This is a genomic window from Neisseriaceae bacterium CLB008 (genome assembly GCA_041228285.1).
In the GTDB taxonomy this organism is placed as follows: Bacteria; Pseudomonadota; Gammaproteobacteria; order Burkholderiales; family Neisseriaceae; genus JAGNPU01.
The window spans coordinates 2954845-2977086 of record CP166133.1 but is presented as its reverse complement, the minus strand read 5'-3'; the positions used below and the strand labels follow the sequence as shown (position 1 = coordinate 2977086).

At 54.5% G+C, this 22242-nt stretch carries 23 protein-coding genes; 13 read left to right on the top strand and 10 right to left on the bottom strand.

Annotated features, from left to right (window positions below; genetic code table 11):
• Positions 1–5 precede the first annotated feature (5 nt).
• The 5 genes from mlaE to AB8Q18_13765 form a co-directional block, all read right to left on the bottom strand.
• The gene (mlaE, locus tag AB8Q18_13785; protein XDZ51226.1) at positions 6–785 is read right to left on the bottom strand and encodes a lipid asymmetry maintenance ABC transporter permease subunit MlaE; all 780 of its coding nucleotides are present in this window, start codon (positions 783–785) and stop codon (positions 6–8) included.
• Positions 782–1591 carry an ABC transporter ATP-binding protein gene (locus AB8Q18_13780; GenBank protein XDZ51225.1) on the bottom strand — a complete coding sequence of 270 codons (810 nt, stop codon included), beginning with the start codon at positions 1589–1591 and terminating at the stop codon, positions 782–784. Before AB8Q18_13780 ends, mlaE begins: the two co-directional genes overlap by 4 nt.
• Before the next feature lie 81 nt (positions 1592–1672).
• Complete coding sequence (gene pdxA, locus AB8Q18_13775) at positions 1673–2656, bottom strand: 4-hydroxythreonine-4-phosphate dehydrogenase PdxA (GenBank protein ID XDZ51224.1); 984 nt, start codon at positions 2654–2656, stop codon at positions 1673–1675.
• A 68-nt stretch (positions 2657–2724) separates the two neighbouring features.
• Positions 2725–3693: a peptidylprolyl isomerase gene (locus tag AB8Q18_13770; GenBank protein XDZ51223.1), complete on the bottom strand. Its 969-nt coding sequence runs from the start codon at positions 3691–3693 to the stop codon at positions 2725–2727.
• A gap of 2 nt (positions 3694–3695) precedes the next feature.
• Entirely contained in the window at positions 3696–6017 is a 2322-nt protein-coding gene (locus AB8Q18_13765) for an LPS-assembly protein LptD (GenBank protein XDZ51222.1), read from the bottom strand.
• Positions 6018–6078: 61 nt separating this feature from the next.
• Here AB8Q18_13765 and amgK point away from each other — a divergent pair, with 61 nt between their 5' ends.
• From amgK to AB8Q18_13715, 10 genes are all read left to right on the top strand, one after another.
• Positions 6079–7083 carry an N-acetylmuramate/N-acetylglucosamine kinase AmgK gene (gene amgK, locus AB8Q18_13760; protein XDZ51221.1) on the top strand — a complete coding sequence of 335 codons (1005 nt, stop codon included), beginning with the start codon at positions 6079–6081 and terminating at the stop codon, positions 7081–7083.
• Between the two features lie 47 nt (positions 7084–7130).
• Positions 7131–7841, top strand: a complete 711-nt coding sequence (murU, locus tag AB8Q18_13755; GenBank protein XDZ52941.1) for an N-acetylmuramate alpha-1-phosphate uridylyltransferase MurU — start codon at positions 7131–7133, stop codon at positions 7839–7841.
• Positions 7829–8350, top strand: coding sequence for a crossover junction endodeoxyribonuclease RuvC (gene ruvC, locus AB8Q18_13750; GenBank protein XDZ52940.1), 522 nt, complete (start codon positions 7829–7831; stop codon positions 8348–8350). The genes murU and ruvC overlap by 13 nt, the downstream gene beginning before the upstream one ends.
• Before the next feature lie 18 nt (positions 8351–8368).
• Positions 8369–8956: a Holliday junction branch migration protein RuvA gene (gene ruvA, locus AB8Q18_13745; GenBank protein ID XDZ51220.1), complete on the top strand. Its 588-nt coding sequence runs from the start codon at positions 8369–8371 to the stop codon at positions 8954–8956.
• A gap of 205 nt (positions 8957–9161) precedes the next feature.
• Entirely contained in the window at positions 9162–9845 is a 684-nt protein-coding gene (locus tag AB8Q18_13740; GenBank protein ID XDZ51219.1) for a FadR/GntR family transcriptional regulator, read from the top strand.
• The gene (locus tag AB8Q18_13735) at positions 9842–11074 is read left to right on the top strand and encodes a CynX/NimT family MFS transporter (protein ID XDZ51218.1); all 1233 of its coding nucleotides are present in this window, start codon (positions 9842–9844) and stop codon (positions 11072–11074) included. The genes AB8Q18_13740 and AB8Q18_13735 overlap by 4 nt, the downstream gene beginning before the upstream one ends.
• Before the next feature lie 153 nt (positions 11075–11227).
• Positions 11228–11902, top strand: coding sequence for a hypothetical protein (locus AB8Q18_13730; protein ID XDZ51217.1), 675 nt, complete (start codon positions 11228–11230; stop codon positions 11900–11902).
• 143 nt (positions 11903–12045) lie between these two features.
• Positions 12046–12657 carry a TetR/AcrR family transcriptional regulator gene (locus AB8Q18_13725; GenBank protein ID XDZ51216.1) on the top strand — a complete coding sequence of 204 codons (612 nt, stop codon included), beginning with the start codon at positions 12046–12048 and terminating at the stop codon, positions 12655–12657.
• A 91-nt stretch (positions 12658–12748) separates the two neighbouring features.
• Positions 12749–13900, top strand: a complete 1152-nt coding sequence (locus tag AB8Q18_13720; protein ID XDZ51215.1) for an MFS transporter — start codon at positions 12749–12751, stop codon at positions 13898–13900.
• A gap of 157 nt (positions 13901–14057) precedes the next feature.
• Positions 14058–14690 carry a hypothetical protein gene (locus AB8Q18_13715; GenBank protein ID XDZ51214.1) on the top strand — a complete coding sequence of 211 codons (633 nt, stop codon included), beginning with the start codon at positions 14058–14060 and terminating at the stop codon, positions 14688–14690.
• Between the two features lie 62 nt (positions 14691–14752).
• Here the strand turns inward: AB8Q18_13715 and hisD are convergent, their stop codons facing one another.
• From hisD to AB8Q18_13700, 3 genes are all read right to left on the bottom strand, one after another.
• Positions 14753–16045 (bottom strand): histidinol dehydrogenase, encoded by a 1293-nt coding sequence (gene hisD / locus AB8Q18_13710; GenBank protein XDZ51213.1) that lies wholly within the window; start codon positions 16043–16045, stop codon positions 14753–14755.
• Positions 16042–16710: an ATP phosphoribosyltransferase gene (gene hisG, locus AB8Q18_13705; protein XDZ51212.1), complete on the bottom strand. Its 669-nt coding sequence runs from the start codon at positions 16708–16710 to the stop codon at positions 16042–16044. The genes hisD and hisG overlap by 4 nt, the downstream gene beginning before the upstream one ends.
• Positions 16711–16782: 72 nt before the next feature.
• A complete protein-coding gene (locus AB8Q18_13700) occupies positions 16783–17403 on the bottom strand; it encodes an SCO family protein (GenBank protein ID XDZ51211.1) in 621 nt (206 codons plus the stop codon).
• A 175-nt stretch (positions 17404–17578) separates the two neighbouring features.
• On the opposite strand from AB8Q18_13700, the gene AB8Q18_13695 reads away from it, so the two are divergent.
• From AB8Q18_13695 to AB8Q18_13685, 3 genes are all read left to right on the top strand, one after another.
• Positions 17579–18202, top strand: a complete 624-nt coding sequence (locus AB8Q18_13695) for a glutathione S-transferase family protein (GenBank protein XDZ51210.1) — start codon at positions 17579–17581, stop codon at positions 18200–18202.
• Positions 18203–18348: 146 nt separating this feature from the next.
• A complete protein-coding gene (locus AB8Q18_13690; GenBank protein XDZ51209.1) occupies positions 18349–19494 on the top strand; it encodes a YbfB/YjiJ family MFS transporter in 1146 nt (381 codons plus the stop codon).
• Positions 19491–19802 carry a cupin gene (locus AB8Q18_13685; GenBank protein ID XDZ51208.1) on the top strand — a complete coding sequence of 104 codons (312 nt, stop codon included), beginning with the start codon at positions 19491–19493 and terminating at the stop codon, positions 19800–19802. The genes AB8Q18_13690 and AB8Q18_13685 overlap by 4 nt, the downstream gene beginning before the upstream one ends.
• A gap of 10 nt (positions 19803–19812) precedes the next feature.
• On the opposite strand, the gene AB8Q18_13680 is transcribed toward AB8Q18_13685, so the two are convergent.
• Both AB8Q18_13680 and AB8Q18_13675 read right to left on the bottom strand, forming a co-directional pair.
• Complete coding sequence (locus tag AB8Q18_13680) at positions 19813–20418, bottom strand: response regulator (protein ID XDZ51207.1); 606 nt, start codon at positions 20416–20418, stop codon at positions 19813–19815.
• A gap of 34 nt (positions 20419–20452) precedes the next feature.
• Positions 20453–22198 (bottom strand): PhnD/SsuA/transferrin family substrate-binding protein, encoded by a 1746-nt coding sequence (locus AB8Q18_13675; GenBank protein XDZ51206.1) that lies wholly within the window; start codon positions 22196–22198, stop codon positions 20453–20455.
• Positions 22199–22242: the final 44 nt, after the last annotated feature.

Sequence of the window (22242 nt, the reverse complement as noted above, 5' to 3'; positions counted from 1 at the left end):
CAAGGTTACTCTGTAAACATAAATGCGGTTAAAATAAAATCAAGTGCCAAAATGGTCAGGGCACTGGTGACAACGGTTTTAGTGGTGGCGCGTAAGACGCCTTCTGCCGTGGGTTTAGCATGAAACCCTTGATAAACGGCAATGAGGGTCACGGCGGCGCCAAACACAATCGACTTAATCACGCCATTGACAACATCATAGGAAAAAGACACATTACTTTGCATTTGAGACCAAAAAATGCCGCTGTCTAGGCCTAGAAATTCGACCCCAATCAGGTAGGCACCAAAAATCCCCATCACGTTACAAATGCCGGCCAATAGAGGCATGGAAATCACCCCTGCCCAGAAGCGCGGTGCGACCACGCGCGCCATCGGATTAATGGCCATCACGCTCATGGCTTCGAGTTGCTCCGTGGTTTTCATCAGACCAATCTCGCTGGTCATGGCGCTGCCGGCGCTGCTGGCAAACAGCAGTGCCGCTAAAACGGGGCCCAGCTCGCGCAGCAGCGACAGAGCCACCACTGCCCCAAGGGCGTCGGCTGATTTAAACTTGGCTAAGGTGGTGTAGCCCTGTAGCCCCAACACCATGCCCACAAACAGGCCAGACACGGCGACAATGATGATGGACAACACGCCGGCAAAATAAACCTGGCGGATGGTTAGGCGCGCGCGCGTCAGGCTGGTGCCTGAATGGCGCAACAAGGCCAATAAAAATAGAAAGATTGCCCCTAGGCCCTGAATGGCATCAAGGACGTAGCGGCCGATACGGCGAAAAAAGGCATTCATGCATTGGGTCTCATTAAATCTTGCTCTAAACTGCGCTGGGTTTGAAAACGATAGTCTACTGGGCCTTCAGGCGCACCGTGAATAAACTGCTGCACCCACGTATTGTCGGTTTGGTAGGTTTCTTCAGGGGTGCCAGAAAACACCACCGAGCCATTGGCCAAGAAAATCACGTGATCGACAATTTTTAACGATTGGGTAATGTCGTGGGTCACCATGACGCTGGTGGCCTTTAAAGCCTTATTAATTCGGGCAATCAAATGGGCAATCACGCCCAGCGAAATGGGGTCAAGGCCGGTAAACGGTTCGTCGTACAGCATCAGCTCGGGGTCGAGCGCAATGGTGCGGGCCAGGGCCACGCGTCGCGCCATACCGCCTGACAGCTCGGTAGGCATCAAGGCACCGGTGCCGCGTAGGCCAACGGCGTTGAGCTTGAGGGTGACGAGGTCACGAATCAGGTCGGCGGGCAGCTGGGTGTGTTCTTTCAAGGGAAAGGCCACGTTCTCAAAGACAGACAGATCGGTAAATAGGGCGCCAAACTGGAACAGCACCCCCATTTGGCGACGATGTTCGTATAAGGCCTGTTCGCTGAACTGGCTTAAATCTTGGCCATGCACCAAAACCTGGCCGCTGACGGGCTTGATTTGGCCGGTAATGAGGCGTAACAGCGTGGTTTTGCCACTGCCTGAGCCGCCCATGATGGCGGCAAAATGGCCTTGCTCGATGCACAGATTGACGTCGGTTAAGATCGGTCGGCTGGCGTCGTAGGCAAAACAAACCTGCTTGAATTCAATGTAAGGCGTACTCATAAGGGTTTACTTTATAGGTGTGGGCTTTAGCGTTATTAAATGCTAATCATCTGCCATTTAAACAAGGGCTAAGGCCTTATGTCAACTCGGTTTTTTGCTTGCGCACAGGTGCGCTGCTTGGTCAAGGGCTGCCATGAGGCTGCCGGTTTCGGCTTTGCCGCTGGCCGCTAGGTCTAAGGCGGTGCCATGATCGACCGAAGTACGCACAAACGGCAGCCCTAGGGTGATGTTTACCCCTTGGCCAAAACTGGCGTATTTTAGCACGGGCAGGCCTTGGTCATGGTACATGGCCAGCACGGCATCGGCGTCTTGTAGCATAAATGGTTGGAATAGGGTGTCGGCGGGGTAGCTGCCGTGCACATTCATGCCGATTGCCTGACATTGCTGGATCACTGGATCGATGATGGTGACCTCTTCCGTGCCTAAATGGCCTGATTCGCCGGCGTGAGGATTGAGGCCGGCGACCAGAATTTTGGGCTGGGCAATGCCAAATTTAGTTTGTAAGTCGTGGTTCAAAATAAACAGCACTTCATGCAATAAAGTGGCGTTCAACAGGCTGCTGACCTGGTTGAGCGGGCAGTGAGTGGTGGCCAGTGCCACGCGTAGGCCGCCGCCGACTAACATCATCACCACGCGTTCGGTGTGGCTTTTTTCGGCCAAATATTCGGTATGCCCTGTAAAGGGAATGCCGGCTTCGTTGATGACGCCTTTGTGTACCGGGGCCGTCACCATGGCGTCAAACTCGCCATTTTGAATGCCCAAATAGGCTCTGTCCAATAGATTTAATACATATTGACCATTGTTTTTATTCAAGGTTCCGGGGCTGACCGGTTCGGCTACGGGGCAGTGCAAGACTTCTAAGCTGCCAGCTGGGCAGTGTGCCGCAGGATAATCGAGCAGCGTGACCTTGAGGCCTAAGGCCGCCGCACGCTCGGCCAAAACGGTTTTGTCCGCCAACACCACGCAGCGGTAAGGCAGGTTTTGGTTGGCTAGGCTCAGGCAGATGTCTGGGCCAATGCCGGCGGGTTCGCCGCTGGTGAGGGCAAGGGTGAGGGGCTGAGTCATGAGGCTTCCTATCCTGTTTGAACAAAAAAACTGCCTGACAATGCCAGGCAGCCTTTACATGCGGGGTTTTATCGGCCTAGGCGAATGTCGATGTGGGTGCTGTCGCGCATTTGGCTCATCCATGAACGATAAATTTGATCCGCTTTACGATCGCCAATGCGCTGGCGCACGATGTTGCGCAGTTCGGCTTCGGCGGCATTTTCTTGGCGGGTGTTCACCAGCTGTAAGATTTGCCAGCCGTAAGGGGTTTGGATCGGGTCGCTGAATTCGGAAGGCTTCAGTTTTTGCAGCGCTTGTTCGATTTCTGGCGACAGCGTCCCTTGATTCACCCAGCCTAGGTCACCGCCGGAGGCGGCATTGGCGTCTTGAGAATATTGGCGGGCGACGGCTTCAAAACGCTCACCTTGTTGTAGGCGTTTGTGTAAGGCGTCGATCTGTTTTTTGGTGGCTTCAGCCGTGGATTGGCCATCGATTTTTAATAAGATGCTGTTGACCTGATATTGGGTCGTGGTGGCGCCGCTGGGCAAGTTTTGCTTGGCGAAGTTGGCCACTTGAGCGCTCTTCATTTCTTGGTCTACTTCACTTTCGGTGATGTGGACGCGGCTGAAGATTTCCTGTTGAGTGATCTTCTGACGCATGAGGTTGTTGGTCAACATTTCTCTAAACTGACGCTCGTTGATGCCTTCTTTTTTTAGTTGGGCCTGTAGCTGCGGCAGGGTCAGTTTATTGCTTTGGGCCAGGTTCATCATGGCTTCGTTCAGCTCTTCATTGGTGACGCGTACGCCATTGCGCCGCGCGTGCTGCACCAAAATAGACTCGTCAACGAGTTGCTGTAGCGCCTGTTGCTCAATGGCGCCCGGCGGTGGGGTTTGGCCTTTAGGCACGGTTTGGCGAATTTCGCTGCTGATTTTTGCCAGCTCTTGGGCGGTGATGACTTCGCCATCGACGACGGCCACAATGGTGTCGACTTCACGAACGGCGGCATGGGCGCTGGCTAGGCTGGCACCCAATAATAAAGCGGATACAATTTTTTTCATAACTAACGGGCCTCGTTAACATTGCTGTAGCCAGGGATGGCCAGACGTAGGGTTTCTAGTGGGCTCTTGCCTGCTTTGCCTAAGTCTTTCAGTTGTAATTGGAAGAAAATGGCATTTTTGTAGATGTCTTTGCCGGTCTTGGCTTCGACGTTTTTAATGTAGCGTTGACCGACTACGCTGGCACTCCAGCAACCACAATCACTTAGGTATTCTACGCCAAGTAGTGATTCTAACGACTTATTGTCGCTAAGAGAATAGTTTTGTCGTGCGACAACGGCATAGTTTCGGTTGATCGGCCATTGGCCAGCTAGGTCAACCTGCTTCATTTCGCCCCAGTAGCCAGGGTAGATTTCTTCGTTACGGCCATAGCGGTAGCGCAGACTGACCACTTTACCTGGCTCCGGGTTATAGCTCAGGCTGACGTTGTAGCTCTTGGTGCTTCTGAGGCTTTGGTCGTAGTGATAATCGGTGTCAAAGCGAATGTCGCGGGTGATGTCGCCGCCGGCAAACGCCATGAAGTCTGATTTACTGTCGTTGCGCTTGTTCACCGCCCCAGCAAGGTTGACGTCGTCGTTTTTAATGTAAAAACGTTGGCCAATACCGGCACGTAAGTGCTCGATACCGGTTTCATCGGCAATTAAGCGCGTGGTCAATGCCGTTGAGACATGGTTGGCGGCGTTGATGCGGTCTTGGCCGGAATAGCGGTTTTCACGGAACAGCTGTGAGAAGTTAAATTCGTTTTCCGAAGCGTCAAAATTAGGTAAGTCGTTTTGGCTCTTGGTTGGGATGTAGGTGTAGAACAAGCGTGGTTCTAGCGTTTGGGTGTAGGCACCATCAAAGAGCGTGGTTTCGCGGTCAAAGTATAGGCCGCTGTCGACGCTGAAAATCGGCAAGGTACGTGACACGTTGCGTGATTTTTGCTGACGGAAGTCGTCTAGCTGATATTGGGTAGCGTGTAGCGACATTTTGGGTCGTACAAAGCCCCAGCTGTTGTTGAAGTCCCATTTAACTGTGGGCATCACCACCAAGCGTTTACCGGTTTGTTTGGTGTCGCTGTCAAAGCGCGTGGCCTCGGCAAACAACGACACGTTGGCGTCGCCTAGGCTACGCTGCCAGTTGAAAGACAGGCGCGGCAAGATGGCGTAAGGCTCATCGACGCGGCGGGTATCGTTTTGTAAGGTTTGGTGGTCTTGCACCATTAGCTGGGCGCTGCCGCTGCCGCCCCAAGCCTGGAAGTAATGATTTAACCAGGCTTGACGATTTAGGTTGGTGTTTTCGGCAATCGACAGACGGTTGCCGAAGTCGCGGAAGTAGTCGTCGTCAGACACTTGGTTGTAGTCTAGGCCAAATAACCAGTTCGAAGCCAAGCGCTGGTCGTGCTGCATCGACAGCGAATAACGGTTGCTTTCGTCGGCCTTACGGTCGTTATTGAGGTATTCGGCCTGGATGTTGCCCTTATAGTCGGGCTGTAGGTAGCGGAACTCACCGCCCACCATTAGGCCACGATCCTGAATGAAGTGAGGCGAAACGGTTAAGTCATAGTTGGGCGCAAGGTTAAAGTAATAGGGCGTGATCAGCTCAAAGCCGTCGGAGCCAAATTTGACCGACGGGGCCAATAGGCCGCTCTTGCGACTGCCGTCGAGCGGGAAGTCGATCCAAGGCGTGTAGAGCAGCGGCACGCCTTTAAAAATCAGCTTGGCGTTGCGCGCCACGCCAATATTGGTGTTGTAGTTGGCGTCGATGGATTCGGCTTGTAAAAACCAGCTGTGGTCGCCTGGGCGGCAGGTGTTGACCTTGGCGTCGTTGAGCTGATATTGCTTGTCGCCTTTAAAATCTAAGGTGTCGCCCACGCCTTGGAGGCGGGCGTTGCTGTCTTCGGCGTCGCTTTCAAAACGGGCATTCTTGGCCTGACCTTCCGCGCTGTCTAGGTTGTAGTCTAGGTCGTCGCCTTCAATATTGGCCGTGGGCTGTGATAGGGTAAAGCGTTGGCCTGCCTTTACATTGGTGCTGGTCTGATCGTAGTCGATCCAGTCGGCGTTTAAGACTTGATCATTGCGCTCAACGATGACGCTGCCTTTGGCGTGGGTTTTGATTTGCGACTGACCGTCAAGCTCATCTGCCGTAACACGGGTATAATCCAAAGGGAGTTGATCCCCACCGCTGGTTTGCGCGGGGGTCACAAAATGGGTTGCTTGCTCTTGAGTGGGTGAGCAGCCATCTTCGGTGCCAGACACCGAAAATGGATTCGCCAAAACGCCTTGGGCGGCACCAAAGCCTAGTGCAATAAATAGGGCCAGGGGCCTTAATTGAAATGGTTTAAACAAAAACATATCCCTTTGTTCGTTTTGGCGGTTAAAATCATTCTATTTTAACGTGAAAATCATCATGCAACGACAACAAGATTTAAAAAATTGGTTAACCGAGCTTTATCCCGATCAACCTTTCGAGCTGACATTTGCTGCGGCAGATGCAGATTTTCGCCGTTATTTCCGCGCTATTTTTGCCGACGGCCGCACCGTGATTTGTATGGATGCGCCACCGGAAAAGATGAGCATTGCGCCTTATATTAAAGTGCAGGCCATTTTTCAAATGGTGAATGTGCCCACCATTTTAGCGCATGATGAGCGTTTAGGCTTCATGGCATTACAAGACTTAGGCCAGATTACCTATTTGGCCGCTTTAGAGCACGACGGCCGCGAAGAGGTTCACAAAACTTTATTGCTTGAGGCCATTGATACCTTGATTGCTTTGCAAAAAGAAAGCAAGCCTGGGGTGTTGCCAGAGTACGACAATGATTTGTTGCAAAAAGAGCTCAGTTTGTTCCCTGACTGGTATGCGGCCAAAGAATTGGGCACGCCGTTTAACTTTAAACAGCGCCAGCTATGGCAAGAAGGCGTGGCAGCGCTGATGCCGATGTTGACTAGCCAACCGTCGGTGTTTGTGCACCGTGACTTCATCGTGCGCAACCTGATGTTGACCGATGGTGTACCAGGGGTGTTGGATTTTCAAGACGCCGTTTATGGCCCCATCACCTATGACTTAGTGTCGCTTTTGCGCGATGCGTTTATTTCTTGGCCGGAAGATTTTGTGTTGGATTTGGTGGTGCGCTATTGGGAAAAAGCCCGTGCCGCAGGCCTGCCCGTGGCGGCCGACATCGACACGTTCTACCGTCAGTTTGAATACATGGGCGTACAGCGCCATCTGAAAGTGGCGGGGATTTTTGCCCGTCTGTACCACCGTGACGGCAAAGAAAAATACCGCGCCGAAATCCCACGCTTCTTGAATTACTTAAAGCGGGCAACGCGTCGCTATGTGGAATTGGCCCCGCTGTATTTGTTGATTGTGGACCTAGTGGGTGATGATGAACTTCAAACCGGCTATACGTTTTAGGCGCTAGGGTAAGGGATATTTCAGTTGAACAGTGAGACAAAGCCATGATGAAGGCCATGATTTTAGCCGCCGGGCGCGGCGAACGGATGCGTCCTTTAACCGACGTTGACCCTAAGCCCTTGCTGAAGGTGGGTGAACACCCACTGATTGTCTGGCACATTTTGCGCCTGAAGGCCGCTGGTGTTGACCAAATCGTCATCAACCATGCGTGGTTGGGCCATCGGTTGGAAGCCTATTTGGGCAACGGCAGCGCCTTTGGCGTTGACATTGCCTATTCGCCTGAACCAGCCGGCGGTTTAGAAACGGCGGGGGGGATTGCCACAGCGCTGCCGCTACTGGGTGAACAAGCGTTCATGGTGGTGAACGGTGACGTGTTGATGGACCTTGATTTTGCTGCGCTGGCGGCGCAGTCGTGCGATGGCGTTTCGCGCTTGGCCCACGTGCTGTTGGTGGATAATCCTGAGCATCACCCAGAAGGCGATTTTGGCCTTTTGGCCAATGGCCTGGTGGCGCCAAATACAGACCGCGGCGCGGCGCTGACTTTTAGCGGCGCGGGCGTCTATCACCCTCATTTGCTGCAAGGTTTGGCACCGATGGTCAGCGCGAAGCTGGCGCCGTATTTACGTACCGCCATGGCCGCCGACTTAGTCAGTGGCGAGTATCATCAGGGCACGTGGTTTGACGTGGGCACGCCTGAGCGGCTGGAACAGGCTCAGGCTTTGGTCACGGCGCCAGCGTGGGCATCATGCGCATCTTAGGCATTGACCCTGGCAGCCGTTTTACTGGCTTTGGGGTGATCGATGTGATTGGGCGCGAGCATCATTATGTGGCTTCAGGCGTGATTAAAACCGTCCCTAAATCAGCGCTGAGTGACCGCATTCAGGTCATTGTCACCCATTTATGGGAGGTGATCGACACCTATCGGCCCGATCAGGCGGCGTTAGAGCATGTGTTTGTGAACGTGAACCCTGCTGCCACCCTTAAGTTGGGCCAGGCGCGTGGTGCCGCCATTGCGGCGGTGGTGACGCGAGACGTGCCGCTGGCTGAATACACCGCTTTGCAGGTGAAGCAGGCGGTGGTGGGGCAAGGTAAAGCCGCCAAAGAACAGGTGCAAGACATGGTGGTGCGGATGCTGTCGTTAAACGGTACGCCGCAAGAGGACGCGGCCGATGCTTTGGCCGTGGCGCTCACCCATGCCTTGCGTAATCAAGGTCTGGCGGCCAAGCTGCCTGCCGGCCTACAGATTAAGGGCGGGCGCTTTGCTTAGCCGAATAAAGGAAAGAATGTGATTAGTCGTTTAAATGGTCGTTTGATCGAGAAAATGCCGCCGCAAATCGTCATTGACGTGCAAGGCGTGGGCTATGAAGTCGACGTGTCGATGCAAACCTATTATGTATTGCCTGCTCTGAATGAAACCACTAGCTTATACACCCAGCTGGTGGTGCGTGAAGACGCCCATTTGCTGTTTGGCTTTGCCACCCGCGAAGAGCGCGCGACCTTTCGCCAGCTGGTGAAGGTCAGCGGCATCGGCGCGAAGACAGCGATGGGGATTTTGTCGGCGTTGAGCAGCGATGATTTGGCCAATGCGATTGAGCGCGAAGATTTAAAATGTCTCTCTAGCGTTCCGGGCATTGGCAAGAAAACCGCCGAACGGATGGTGTTGGAGCTGCGCGGTAAGCTCAGCAGCCTCAACCCAGTGGGCGGCCTGTTTGGTGCCAGTGGCCAGGCGGCGCAAAGCCACGACGATGTGGTCAGCACTTTGTTGGCTTTAGGGTATACCGAGAAAGAAGCGCGTGCGGCGGTGAAAAACCTCCCGCAAGGTGTGGACGTCAGCGAAGGCGTGCGTTTGGCTTTGAAAAACATCACTAAATAATCCCCGTGTCGGCGCCTAAACCGCCGCGTCAAAGCAGCCCTGAGTCAAATCAGGGCTGCTTTTTTTGTGGGCGTGCAGATGAGGAAGCGGCCATAACGGCGGTGTCGAGGCAGGCGCGACGCAATGCTCCAATTGAGAATCATTCTTGACAACGAGCGGGTATTTGATTATGATTCGAAACATCCTACCTTTGAGTCTAAATGAAATGATGATAAAACAGAAGCCCGTTCGTTCTGCCCAAATCGCGGCACAGATGGAGGCATTGATTGTAGATGGCACCTGGCCGTTGGACAGCCAAATTCCGACTGAGCCTGAGTTGATGGCTCAGTTTGACGTGGGTCGCAACACTTTACGCGAGGCCATTCGAGCCTTAGCCCACGCTGGCTTGGTGTCGATTAAGCAGGGCTGTGGCACCTATGTGAGGGCCACTAATCCTTTGGATACGGTGTTGACTAAGGCCGTGGCTCAAACCTCGTTTGAGCATGCTATGGAAGTGCGGCTGGCCTTAGAGACGAGTGCAGCCCTGTGGGCTGGCCAGCGCCGCACCGACGCTGATGTGGCGATGCTGCGTCAATGTCGTCAAGAAGTGGCTGATGCGGCGGCCGCAGGCGAGCGGCAGGCGTATTTAGCCGCCGACATGCGGCTGCATCACGCCATTGTGGCGGCGGCGCACAATCCCTTATTGAGCCATCTGTATGAATCATTGGCTGGGGTGATCCAGGCCAATGTAGCCCACATTGTGAACGTAGTCGGCGTGGACGAAGGCTATCACACCCATACCGATTTAGTGGAGGCCATCATCGCAGGCGAGGGTGAACGAGCCCAGGCCGAAGTCTTGAGCAGTACCCATCGATTCCAACAATTAATTAAAGAGCAAGCATCGTTATGAGCGTTTCAGAGCATCCACATCAATCTACTCATCCCACCACCTTAAAAAGCACTCTTGGCCTCTTGATTGGCGTGCTGCTGGTGGCTTTGTGCCTACGGGCACCGATTACCGGCGTGGGCCCGTTACTGCAAGAAATTCAGCAGGGCTTGGGCTTAAGCAATACGCTGGCTGGCGCCGTGACCACGGTGCCGTTATTGGCCTTTGGCGTGTTTTCGGTGTTTGCACCGCTGCTGGCGCGCCGCTTCGGCGTTGAGCGAGTCATTTTTGCGGCGACTTTGCTGCTGGTGATCGGCATTCCTTTACGTTCTATGGGCGGTATCACCCTATTGTTTATCGGCACCACGGTGTTAAGTCTAGGCATCGCCTTGGGCAATGTGTTGTTGCCAGGCATCGTCAAACACCATTTTGCTTTAAAAGTGGGTTTGGTGACGGCCATGTATTCTCTGGGCATGAATGTGGTGGGGGCGGTGTCGTCCGGCATCAGCGTGCCGCTGTCGCAAAATCTAGGTTGGGGCTGGCAGGGCGCACTCTTAAGTTGGCTGGTGGTGGCTGTCTTGGCCTTGATTGGTTGGCTACCGCAGCTGAAGCGGGCGCCCAAACCCACACCGACCAAGCTCAGTCCTGAAGCTGTGGCCGCCGCTAAAAATAAGCCGCGGGTGAATTTATGGCGCTCGCGCTTGGCCTGGCAAGTAACGCTGTTAATGGGCTTGCAGTCGCTGGTGTTTTATACCCTCTTGAGCTGGTTGCCGCATATTTTGGCCGAACAGGGCATTGACCCAGTACATGCTGGCCTGATGTTGACCACGATTCAGCTGGCGCTGCTGCCGGTGGCATTTATTGTGCCTTTGATTGCGGCCAAGGTTAGCGAGCAAAAGCATTTGGTTTTGGGCAGTGCCGTGTTTATGGCCTTGAGCGTTTTGGGCTTGTTAAGCGGTTTTTCTAGCCTGAATATCCTGTGGATGGTGTTCATGGGCATTGGTCTTGGCGGTTGCTTCAGCCTCAGCATGATGTTTTTTAGCCTGCGCACCCGTAATATGGATGAGGCATCAGGCCTATCGGGCATGGCGCAGTCGGTGGGTTATTTGTTGGCGGCCTTTGGCCCAGTGCTGTTTGGCTGGGTCCATGACGTCACCGGCGGCTGGGCGGCCTCTTTGTGGCTGGTGATGGTGGTGATTGCCATCATGGGCGTTGCGGGTTGGCGTGCCGGCCACGATGTCAAAGTGTCTTAAACTAATTTTGGGCTTTAACTTAAAGGCGTCTGTTTACAGGCGCTTTTTTTGCGTTTATCGGCCTTGCCGCTGGCGCCGTTCGAAACATTTAATTTAAACTGAGGGCTTGACGTGATGTGATTGGCGCCTATGGCGCCGATTTTTAAGGATGCTATGACAACCCACCCCCATGCTGCTGCATTTGAAGCGGCTTTTTTAGCTAATCTGCGCCAGTTGGCACCGTATTTACATGAAGACCTCACCGAGCAAAATGAATGGTATGAAGTGGCTCTGGCTGCTTGGCAGGCTGAGGATTTAGTCACCGAGCTTTCGACCGTAGGTCAGCCCAGCGACGATTTGATGGCGGCACTGTTATACCTTACACATGAAGCTGGCGCTGGTCTTGGTAGCCTCTGGCACCACATTGACTGGAAAGACACTGAAACGCTGGTGGCGTTTGCCGAGGCGTGCGCCGCGTCGGTTCTGCCTCAGGGTTTGCAATGGTCGGTGGCCGATCCGGCCGCCAGTCTGAATGCCGAAGACGTGTTGCGGGAGGCCAATCAGCAGCTCATCGACAGTGGCCATCAGCTCTATAATATGGACGGCCAAGGAGACGCTTATTTCCCGGTTTGGGTGAAGGATCAAGCGGGTTTTTTGGCTTTGGCTGAGCGATTGAATTTAACCGTAGAGACATTTTTGGCGCCGCCATCGGTGCTTGAGGCGCCCGTGTCGACTGGCGGTAGCCGTGCGGGTCGCATTTTGGCGTGGTTACTGTTGCCGCCAGTTTTATTGGGTTTTGCGCTGTATCGGCTCGTGTGCGGTGTGGTGTATTGGCTGAGGCGCGGTTAGTTGCGCGGCCAGAGCCTGTGCGTACTGCAGGCTAGGCCTCAATAACCGCTGTGGCAGGGGCGATTATTTTAAATTTAAAAAGTATTTGACTGGTCGTTCCAGAATTCATATCATGTGGCTCCGATTGAGTTTAAGTGCCCCTTATGAGTACCGATAAACAAGCCGCGCCAGGTCGTCCCAGACAGTTTGCCGATGAGGACATCATTGATGCCGCCGTGGCCGTGTTTGGCGCTCATGGTTACGCAGGCACGTCAGCACAGGCTTTATGCGAAGGCACGGGCCTAGGCCGGGGCAGTTTGTATAATGCGTTTGGCAGCAAGCAAGCGCTGTACGAGCAGGCACTGCTGCGCAGCCATGAGCAAACCATGGCGGCACAGTTGGCCATTTTAAATCAACCGACCCAGGTTAAAGCGCGGCTAGAAGCGCTGCTACAGTGGGGCATTGCAGAAGACCTGCATCAACCTGACCAACATCATGCGATGGTGCTGTTCGCGGGTTTAGAGCGCGGCAGTAAGGACGAGGCGGTGGCCCGTCTCAATCAAGAGTATCGACAACGTTTAGAGCAAGCCCTGATTGACGCCATCAGCGAAGGTCAAAGCAGTGGCGAGCTCCCTCAACATACGCCTGCCATACAAATGGCAAGGGCTTTTCTGGCTGGCTATTATGGGTTACGCGTGCTGGGTAAGAACAGCACTGATGCCGTTATGCTGGCGGATGTCGTCATGGGCCTTTTGGCGCCTTTATCAATTAAATAAGTAGAAATTGTCCGTCAAAGGAGACGAGGTTTTATCATTGTTGTTTATATTGTAACGTTCGTTCCAATATGGAAAGGAAGTAGGCGGATTAATGCCATTGGTTGTGTATATTTTAGGATTAACCATTTTTTCAGTCGGTACAGCAGAGCTGATGGTGGCGGGCATGATGTCCACACTGTCTGCTGCATTTGGGGTGTCGGTGGGCGAGGTAGGTCATCTGATTTCTTATTATGCTTTTGGTATGATGCTGGGTGGGCCGATCTTGACCTTCATTCTACTGCGATTGAGCATCCCTTATAAGCCAGCTTTGCTGTGGTTACTGGGCCTATATATTGTGGTGCAGGCCTTGGGCGCGCTGGTGTCAGACTACCAAACATTGGTGATGGTGCGCGTGTTGACCGGCATCATTGGATCGGGCTGTTTGAGCCTGTCTTTGGCCACCAGCATGAGCCTCGTGGCGTTGACCGATCGGGCACGCGCCGCATCGATCGTGCTGGGAGGGTTTATGGTGGCCAACGTTTTTGGTGTGCCGCTGGCCACGGTGATCAATCAGCATTGGGGCTGGCGCATCAGTTTTTTCTTAGTGGCTCTGCTGGTTTTGCTGTGTGCCCTAAGCTTGATCCGGCTATTGCCCGCGCTGGGCAGCGGCAGCGTCAGCATGGCGGTTGAGCTCAAAGCATTTAAGCAAAAAGCCTATTGGAAGGCTTGTGCGACCAGCTGTTTGATTTTGGGTGCCAGCTTTGCCGCCTTCAGCTATTTTGTGCCCGTTTTTCAAGCCATTTCTGGTTTCAGCATGACGGCGATTCCCTTTGTGTTAGGTCTGTATGGCTTGGCTAATCTAGTGGGTAATATGGTGACGGGCCGCTTGGCCCACCGCCACAGTTTGGCGATCATGCTGGTGGGCTTGAGTACGTTGAGCGTCTCATTATTGGGCATGGCGCTGTTTGCTGAATCGCAGTGGTTGACCCTTTTGTTTGTGGTGCTGATTGGCCTATCTGGGGTGCCGATGAATCCTGCCATGATGGCCAGAGTGGTGAGCGTGGCGCATCCTGGGCCGTTGGTGAATGCCGTTCATACCTCGGTGATTAATATTGGCCTGGGCGGTGGGTCTTACTTAGGTGGCTTGGCCATTACGTCGGGCTACGGTTTGCGTTCACCGCTGTGGGTGGGCATGGTGCTGGCGGCTTTAGGCCTATGTTCTATCTTGCCGTATGCGCGTCGACGTAGCCAAGGCTGGGCTTAATCTGATCCATCAGCTCAGCGCTGATGGGGCGGCTCGGTGCTGATTTAGGCTACGCAAAAAGGGCTGTCAGTGGTAGGATAACCTTGATGCATCAATTGCTTGCTATTGAATGGTCGGCAGCAGCAAACGTACGTTCTTTGGGGAAAGGCTTGGCTATGTGATGAATAATTTACCGCTGTCCGTATGTGAGCCTCATTTTGCGCCTTTATTAAAATGCTTCAGCAAGCATTTATTTGCCTCTGTCGAGGCGCAGCAATCATGGCATGAAACCTGTCAGCGGCTATGGCCACAGATGCTGGCTCCAGACGTGCAACAGCTGTTGTGGGAAACCAGAGCGTTGGCGAATGCAGACAGTCTATGGCGCGTCATGGATCGCAGTGATGGGCAGGCGGCGCTGACCTTCATTGAAGTCAGTACACGGCGCCTATTGCCTGGCGGGATGCGGTGGTCGGTGGCCAGGCCAGAAGAAGTGTTAGACGTTGAGACCCTGTTTATTGAGGCCAACCGACAGCTGCGCTCAAGCGGCCAGCAGTTTTATCAATGTCCTTTGGCCAATGGCATGCTGGTGTCTATTTTAGTCGTGGATGACGCTGACTTTACGGCGTTGGCGCAGCGCTTAGGCTTAAGCCATGGTCGTTTTGATGCAGGGGTGCCCATTCATGCCGACCATGAGGGCGGCTATGGCATCAAGCAAATTCTGTTTTGGGTGATGTATGTGTTGCTGGTGCTGTGGGGCGTTTATCATTTAGGCCATTGGCTGTTTGTGTGGCTGTGGCATTGGTTTGATTAAGCGGTTCTAAAACATAAAACCCCTCGGGCTTAGGCGCGAGGGGTTTTTATAATGGCGAGGGTTTAGTCTTCTAAACGCAGCTCGGCGGCGCGGGCGTGGGCCACAAGGCTTTCACCGCGGGCCAAAACGCTGGCGATTTTGCCCAGTTTTTGAGCGCCGGCCTGAGACACCTGAATCAGACTAGAGCGCTTTTGAAAGTCGTATACCCCTAAAGGCGAGGCAAAGCGTGCGGTACGGCTGGTGGGCAACACGTGGTTGGGACCAGCGCAGTAGTCGCCGAGGCTTTCGCTGGTGTAAGGGCCCATGAAGATGGCCCCTGCGTGTTTGATCTGGTCGACCAAGGCTTCAGGATGGGCTACCGACAGCTCTAAGTGCTCGGGCGCAATGTAGTTGGCTATGGTGCAGGCTTCGGCCAAGTCTGTGGCCAAAATCATGGCGCCGCGGTTGGCCAAAGACGCTTGGATGATGTCTTGGCGTGGCATTTCGGCCATGAGGCGATCCATGCTGGCCGCGACTTCGGCTAAATAATCTGCGTCGGGGCTGATCAAAATGGCTTGCGCAATTTCATCGTGTTCGGCTTGGCTAAAGAGGTCCATAGCCACCCAGTCGGCCGGCGTACTGCCGTCGGCGATCACCAGAATTTCGCTGGGGCCGGCCACCATGTCGATGCCGACCACGCCAAAGACGCGGCGTTTGGCCGCGGCCACGAAGGCGTTGCCTGGGCCGGTAATCTTGTCGACTTGAGGCACGGTTTCGGTGCCATAGGCTAGAGCGGCCACGGCTTGAGCACCGCCTAGGGTAAAGATTTTGGTGACGCCGGCAATATATGCCGCGCCGAGGACGATGTCGTTGCGCTCGCCTTTAGGCGTGGGCACCACCATGATGATTTCTTCGACGCCCGCTACGTGGGCAGGCATCGCATTCATCAATACCGAGCTTGGGTAGGCGGCTTTACCGCCAGGCACGTAAATGCCCACGCGGTCTAGCGGCGTGACTTTTTGGCCCAATAGGGTGCCGTCTTCATCGGTGTAGGTCCACGTGCTTTGCTTTTGGTGCTCGTGGTAGTCACGCACGCGCTTGGCGGCGGTTTCTAAGGCGTGTTGTACCTCAGGGCTGAGGCGCTGAAACGCCGCTGCCAGCTGGTCTTGCGACAGGGTGAGGTCGGCCATGCTGGTGGCGTTCATGTGGTCGAAGCGGTTGGTGTAGTCGACCAAGGCGGCATCGCCACGGCTTTGTACATCGGCGCAAATGTCGGCCACGATTTGGTCGATTTTTGGGTCTTGTGCGGTTTCAAACGCCAACAGCGCTTTCAATTCGGCGTCGAAGTTGGCGGCAGTGGTGTTCAGCTGTTTCATGCCGCGCCCTCCGCTGCTGCGGTAGCGTTCACTACGCTGGCAAAAGCGTCAATAATTGGCTGGATGGCATGGTGTTTCAGCTTCAGCGCAGCTTTATTCACCACCAAACGACTAGAAATATCGATGATGGGCTCAACGGCGGCCAAGTCATTGGCTTTGAGGGTGCCGCCGGTGGACACCAAGTCGACAATGGCGTCGGACAGACCCACCAGTGGGCCTAATTCCATTGAGCCGTATAGCTTAATGATGTCGACGTGGACGCCTTTGGCGTCAAAGTGATCGCGGGCAATATTGGGGTATTTGGTGGCCACGCTCAGGCGAGAGCCGGGCTGAGAAGCGGCTTCGTAATCAAAGCCGTTGCGCACCGCCACCATCATGCGGCATTTGGCAATGTTCAGATCAAGGGGCTGGTACAGGCCTGCACCACCGTGTTCGATCAATACGTCTTTACCGGCAATGCCTAAATCGGCGGCGCCGTATTGAACATAGGTCGGCACGTCGGAGGCGCGCACAATCACCAAGCGAATATTGTCGTGGTTGGTGTTGATGATTAATTTACGTGAGGCTTCAGGGTTTTCTAGGGGCTCAATGCCCGCAGCGGCCAAAAGCGGTAAGGTTTCTTCAAAAATTCGCCCTTTGGAGAGCGCAATGGTTAGCGGTGTCATGTCCTGATTCTTTTAGTGGATTGAGCCCGTCCGTGTGAGGAGGGCTTCTAGATAAAGAGTAAAGTTAAGCGGTCATTCTAGCAAGGTTTTGAGGTCATGGGTCAAGTCTTCTGCGCTAATGCCGTGTGGTTCATACAGCCGCGCTTGGCCTTTGGTGTCAATCAGGTAGCTGCCGGTGCTGTGGTCCATGACGTAGTCGCCGTCGTCGCGCTCGACCTTGGTGGCGGTGATTTTATAGGCGCGCATGACCTGAGCCAGTGCTTCGGGGTGGGCGCTGCTCAGACCGATAAATTGGGGGTTAAATAAGGTGACGTATTCGCCCAATACCGCTGGCGTGTCGCGCTCTGGATCAACGCTGACCATCACCACCGCAACCTTGGCCTGCTCTTCCGGCGTTAAGGCGCTGAGGCTTTGGGCGTAGGTTAAGAGGTTAGTGGGGCAAATATCGGGGCAGTGGCTGTAGCCGAAGGACAGTAACACCACCTTGCCGGCGAAGTCGCTGAGCGATACGTCTTGGCCGTTTTGGCCGGTTAAGGTAAAGGGGCCGCCAATGTTTTCCGCCCGAATGTCGCTGCCTATGGTTTTAACCACGTTTGGGGCGTTCGTTGTTGGGGTTGGCTCAGAGCCAGAACAGGCGCTGAGTAAGACCAGTGTGGCGACAGCCAAGGGCGTCAAAATTGTGTGAAAAGACATGCCATCCATCCTTAAATCCGAGTAGTATGAGAATATTGTGACACACTCGTGCCTGCTTGTGCGCCTAAATTGGCGCGGTTTTGATCAGGGCCTGTGTGTCTTGGGCTGCCGTCAGGAGGCTTGTGGCGGTATTGTGCCTTAATTGCGTCATGATCTCTTACTGAAAGGACGTTCTATGTTGACTTTGTACACCATGCCCGGCGCCTGTTCTACCGCCGATCACATTGCCTTAATTTGGGCCAATGTCCCTCATCAAATCAAAATCGTCAGCCGCGAAGACATTAAAAGCCCTGCTTATTTGGCTAAAAACAGCAGTGGGGCCGTGCCGCTCTTAGAGGAAGGCGATTGGGTGTTGACCCAAAACCTCGCGATTCTGACCTACATCGCAGCTTTGGCTCCCGCGGCGCGCTTAGGCGCCGAAGGCGACGCCCGCTCACAAGCTGAGTTCTATCGTGCGCTGGGTTATTTGAACAGCGACTTTCACGGCAGCTTCAGTACCGTTTTTGGCGCAGAACGAACCGGTGCCGATGCCGACCAAACCGACAAAATTCGCGCTCAGGGCGGCCAAAAAGTGGCGGCTCATTTAGCCAAGCTAGATGCGCAGCTGGCTGGCCAGCGCTATTTCTTTGGCGGTCGCCGTACCGTGTGCGACGCATACTTATTGGTGATGTTGGGCTGGGTAGCTCACGCTATTGAAGGCCTTTTACCGCAGTATCCCAATGTCCAGGCTTATTATGACTTATGGGCGCAAGATGAGGGCGTGCAGGCTGCGCTAAAAGCTGAGGGATTGCTCGGTTAATGAGAATCAAGGCGTCAAAACCCCTGAGCCGCTCGAACGCTGTGGCTCAGGGGTGGTTTTTGTGGTTTTAAGCATCAAGCAACAGTATAAAAAAGAAACACCATAAAAAAGAAACACCATAAAAAAGAAATCATAGAGGAGAAACCATGCCAATCAAAATAGCCTTCAGTGGCTTTGTGGCGCTGATGGTGGCCATGGGCATTGGCCGCTTTGCCTACACGCCACAGGTGCCTTTGATGATGTTAGAAGGACAGCTCACCTTAACCAGCGCCGGCGTGGTGGCCGCGTTCAATTATTTAGGCTATTTGGTCGGCGCATTTGATGCCATGCGGGCACAGCGGCGTTTGGAGTGGCGGCTGTGGTTGGGCCTATGGGGGGCGGTGTTGCTGACGCTGCTGTCGGCGTTTGCCTCAGGCCCGTGGGGGCATAGTCTATTGCGCTTTCTCATTGGCTGCGCCAGCGGCTGGGCCATGGTGCTGCTGTCGGCCTGGTGTAACGATCAGCTGGCCCAGCTGCACAGGCCGGCCTTGAGTGCGGCGGTCTTTGCCGGGCCGGGTACGGGCATCGCCTTGAGTGGGCTATTGGCCATCGGCATTCATCACTGGGGCTTGAGCGCCAGCCAAGGCTGGTGGGTGTATGGCCTTGCGGCCGTTTTTTTGGCCTTATTGGTGGTGTCGCAGCTGCCGCGGCGCGGCGCGTTTCAACGACCGAATACGCTGGCGGCGCCGCTGCAATTGACGGTGCCGCTGAAGCGCCTAGTGTGGGCGTATGGATTAGCGGGTTTTGGCTATATTTTACCGGCCACTTTTTTGTCACAAATGGCGGTACAGCGGTTTCCTGACAGTCTGTTCACTCAGTTTGTATGGCCTATTTTTGGCGCCATGTCGGTGGGCGGCGTGCTGATGGGCATTCTCACGCGGCGCTGGATGACCACGGCCAAACGTTTGACCTTGGTGCTGTGGCTACAGGCTCTGGGTATTTTAGCGGTGCTACTGATGCCTAGCATTTGGGGCCTGATTTGGGCTGCGGTGCTGGTGGGTGGCGGGTTCTTGAGCATTGTGCAATTGGCCTTGCAGTATGGGCGTGAATTAGCGCCTGACCATGGCCGCTACTTGGCCGGGCTACTAACCACGGCCTATGCCGTAGGCCAGCTGGTGGGGCCGATGCTGTCGGCGGCATCGAGCGCACTGACGGGCAGTCTTACGCCGGCATTGATAGTGGCCTTACTGGGCTTGCTGTGGGCAGGGGCATTGGTATTGCTGCCGATTAAAAACGTTAAGGAGCGAGCATGAGCCATATTAAAACCGCTGAATTTTTGCCCGATCGGGCCTGGGCGGCTTTGCCGATTGCGACCATGGACGGCGTCACCGTACGCCTACACTGGACCGATCAGCCCTATGTGTGGCACCAAAACGATGGTCAAGAAGTGTTTGCCGTACTGCAAGGCGCAGTCGACATGCATTACCGTGAGGCGGGGGAGGTACGCATCGCCCACATGGTGGCCGGCGACGTATTTTATGCCGCCGTCGGCTGTGAACATGTGGCGCATCCACAAGGGGCGGCGCATGTGTTGGTGGTGGAAAAAGAGGGCAGTATTTAAGAGGGCTGAATCAGGCTGGGTTAGGCTTTTCCTGATCCAAAATTTGCAGGCTTTGAATAAAGGCCGCCAACGTATCGGTGCCCATTTTTTCCATGGCGCTGGCGCGTTGCACTTCGACGGTGCGCACCGACACGCACAGCTCATCGGCAATCATGCGGTTGGTTTTACCCGCCGCCACCAGCTGCGCTACGCCTTGCTCTTTCGGGCTGAGTAAGGCATAGCGTTGGCCGATTCGATACGCTTCGTGGCGGTTGTGGGTGTGTTCCGCTGCGTGCTGCATGGCATTCATCAGTTGGCCCATGGCCACGGGCTTTTGTAAAAAGTCTACCGCGCCTGCTTTTAATTCATTCACGGCCATGGTGACTTCACCGTGGCCGGTCAAAATAATCACCGCTAAGGTGCTGTCGAGCGCGCGTAGCTGCTCGTGAACTTGGCTGCCGGTCAGATTGGGCATGCGCATGTCTAAAATGGCCACGCCTTGATCGTGTAAGGGCGCACCGTTTAAAAAACTTTGGCCATCGGCCCAGCAAGTGGGCTCATAGCCTAGGCTTTCTAATAAAAAATGGCAGGCTTCACGAACCGATAGGTCGTCGTCAACGATGTGTACTTTTAACATGTCAGTTCTCTTAAAATCAGCGCTAAGGATACCATTAAGACAGCTCGGGTGGGAGGGTGAGGGTGATCACTGCGCCTTGACCATCGAGGCGGTTGCCTAAAGTGAATGAACCGCCTTGCGATAAGATCAAGCGTTCACAAATGACCAGCCCTAGGCCCAGACCATCGCTTTTGGTGGTGCGAAACGGCACAAATGGAAACGCCAGCTGAGCTTCGGAAAACCCGTCACCGTTGTCGGTGAGGGTGATTTTGACCTGACCTTCCTGCCGAAAGGCGGCAATGGTGATGTGGTTGGCCTGTGCTTGAATGCTGTTGAGTAAGCAATTGCACAATACTTGTTCTAGCACGCTGGGCACCATGTGAACGGTGAGGTCGGGGTCAGCTTGAATTTTGATTTGGCAAGATTTATGCCGATTTTGCATTTGGATGAAGGTCACGGTTTGTCGGCACAGTTGGTCGACCTTGACCGCCACCGCTGGCTGTTGGCCTTCGCGTTTGGCCCAGCTGCGTAAATTGTCCATGATGTCGGTACAGCGCTGTACTTGATCGATGATTTTGTTAAAAATCGGCAGGGTTGTATTGTCTGGATCGCTGGCCTGAAGGCGATAGGCGCTGCCTTCGGCGTAGTGGCGGATGGCCGACAGCGGCTGATTGATCTCGTGGGCAAAGCCTGAGGCCATTTCGCCGAGGATGCTGATGCGGTCTTCATGGGCCAAAACCTGTTCGTATTCGCGCATGCGCTGATAGGCCTGTTCCAGCTGCTTGCTTTTGCGGTGGGCCATATAGCCAATCCAGATGTGGTTTAAGCAGACCAGCACCAAAAAGGCCACAAACAGCGCCAGCTCGGTGGAGTATTGCTGGGCCCAAAACGTCATGTTTTGCCAGAACGTCTGCTGATGGGGGTGGCGGTTGATGCTGCGTAAAATGTCTTCAGCCAGCATGGTCGACACCGGCGGCGTCCACTGGGGCAAATCGGGCGGCGATTGGCTTAAGAGTAAGCTGGTTAGCTTACTGGACAGTTCTAAGGGAAAGTTAGGCATGGCCGCCAGCGCCCAGTTGGGCAGCAGCAGCGTGCTGGAGAGGCAGCCAATGCGGTTGGGCATTGACCCTAATACTCGGAAGTCGGCGAGGTTGAGCTGGCCTTCGGCGGCCATGTTTTCCAATAGGCATACGGGGGCAATCGCCGCATCTGCTTGACGGCTGCCTAGGGCCTCGAGGGTACGATCGACGGGGAACCCAGTAAAGCGCACTTGATAGTCTTTGTGCGCGCGGAGGCCATGATCCAAGAAGACCTTGAAGCCCAATAAAAAGCCGCCAAATGCCTGCTCGTCTACCGCCACCACGCGCTGGCCGCGTAGTGATTCTATGGTGGTGTAGGGGCTGCTTTTGCGTACCAAAATCACGCTGCCGGTGCGCCCTTCGTTGGGCATGCTGCTGTGGATTTGGCGCAGGTCGCGCAGCGTCACCAGCCAATGCACGGGCTGTTCCGACGACAGCTGTAAAAACTGCGCCTGATTGCTCAATACCAAATCGACTTTACCTTCTTCTACCGCGCTTTTTAACCCCTTCAAATCCAGCGGCACCAGCTCGAAGCGCTCCCCCGGGATGGACTGGTTTAGCCAATCTAACCAAGGTTGCCAGTCGGCTTCGGTGCGCGCCAAGCCGCGCTGCGCCAAAATGCCCAGATGCCAGGTTTTGGCTTCGGCCAAGAGCGGCAGTAGGCCGGCGCCTAGGCACAGCAGGAGTTGGGCGTATAAGCCTAATTTTCTGAGAATCTTCAATTGTTTATTTGCCTTTTATCAAGACCCTACTGACTATGTGGAAA

Coding starts and splice junctions, on each gene's coding strand:
- AB8Q18_13740 (XDZ51219.1), top strand. CDS start 9,162: ATGATGATAAAACAGAAGCCCGTTCGTTCTGCCCAAATCGCGGCACAG.
- AB8Q18_13685 (XDZ51208.1), top strand. CDS start 19,491: ATGAGCCATATTAAAACCGCTGAATTTTTGCCCGATCGGGCCTGGGCG.
- AB8Q18_13730 (XDZ51217.1), top strand. CDS start 11,228: ATGACAACCCACCCCCATGCTGCTGCATTTGAAGCGGCTTTTTTAGCT.
- AB8Q18_13720 (XDZ51215.1), top strand. CDS start 12,749: ATGCCATTGGTTGTGTATATTTTAGGATTAACCATTTTTTCAGTCGGT.
- AB8Q18_13700 (XDZ51211.1), bottom strand. CDS start 17,403: ATGTCTTTTCACACAATTTTGACGCCCTTGGCTGTCGCCACACTGGTC.
- AB8Q18_13780 (XDZ51225.1), bottom strand. CDS start 1,591: ATGAGTACGCCTTACATTGAATTCAAGCAGGTTTGTTTTGCCTACGAC.
- AB8Q18_13735 (XDZ51218.1), top strand. CDS start 9,842: ATGAGCGTTTCAGAGCATCCACATCAATCTACTCATCCCACCACCTTA.
- pdxA (XDZ51224.1), bottom strand. CDS start 2,656: ATGACTCAGCCCCTCACCCTTGCCCTCACCAGCGGCGAACCCGCCGGC.
- hisG (XDZ51212.1), bottom strand. CDS start 16,710: ATGACACCGCTAACCATTGCGCTCTCCAAAGGGCGAATTTTTGAAGAA.
- AB8Q18_13680 (XDZ51207.1), bottom strand. CDS start 20,418: ATGTTAAAAGTACACATCGTTGACGACGACCTATCGGTTCGTGAAGCC.
- hisD (XDZ51213.1), bottom strand. CDS start 16,045: ATGAAACAGCTGAACACCACTGCCGCCAACTTCGACGCCGAATTGAAA.
- AB8Q18_13725 (XDZ51216.1), top strand. CDS start 12,046: ATGAGTACCGATAAACAAGCCGCGCCAGGTCGTCCCAGACAGTTTGCC.
- AB8Q18_13695 (XDZ51210.1), top strand. CDS start 17,579: ATGTTGACTTTGTACACCATGCCCGGCGCCTGTTCTACCGCCGATCAC.
- AB8Q18_13770 (XDZ51223.1), bottom strand. CDS start 3,693: ATGAAAAAAATTGTATCCGCTTTATTATTGGGTGCCAGCCTAGCCAGC.
- murU (XDZ52941.1), top strand. CDS start 7,131: ATGAAGGCCATGATTTTAGCCGCCGGGCGCGGCGAACGGATGCGTCCT.
- mlaE (XDZ51226.1), bottom strand. CDS start 785: ATGAATGCCTTTTTTCGCCGTATCGGCCGCTACGTCCTTGATGCCATT.
- ruvC (XDZ52940.1), top strand. CDS start 7,829: ATGCGCATCTTAGGCATTGACCCTGGCAGCCGTTTTACTGGCTTTGGG.
- AB8Q18_13690 (XDZ51209.1), top strand. CDS start 18,349: ATGCCAATCAAAATAGCCTTCAGTGGCTTTGTGGCGCTGATGGTGGCC.
- amgK (XDZ51221.1), top strand. CDS start 6,079: ATGCAACGACAACAAGATTTAAAAAATTGGTTAACCGAGCTTTATCCC.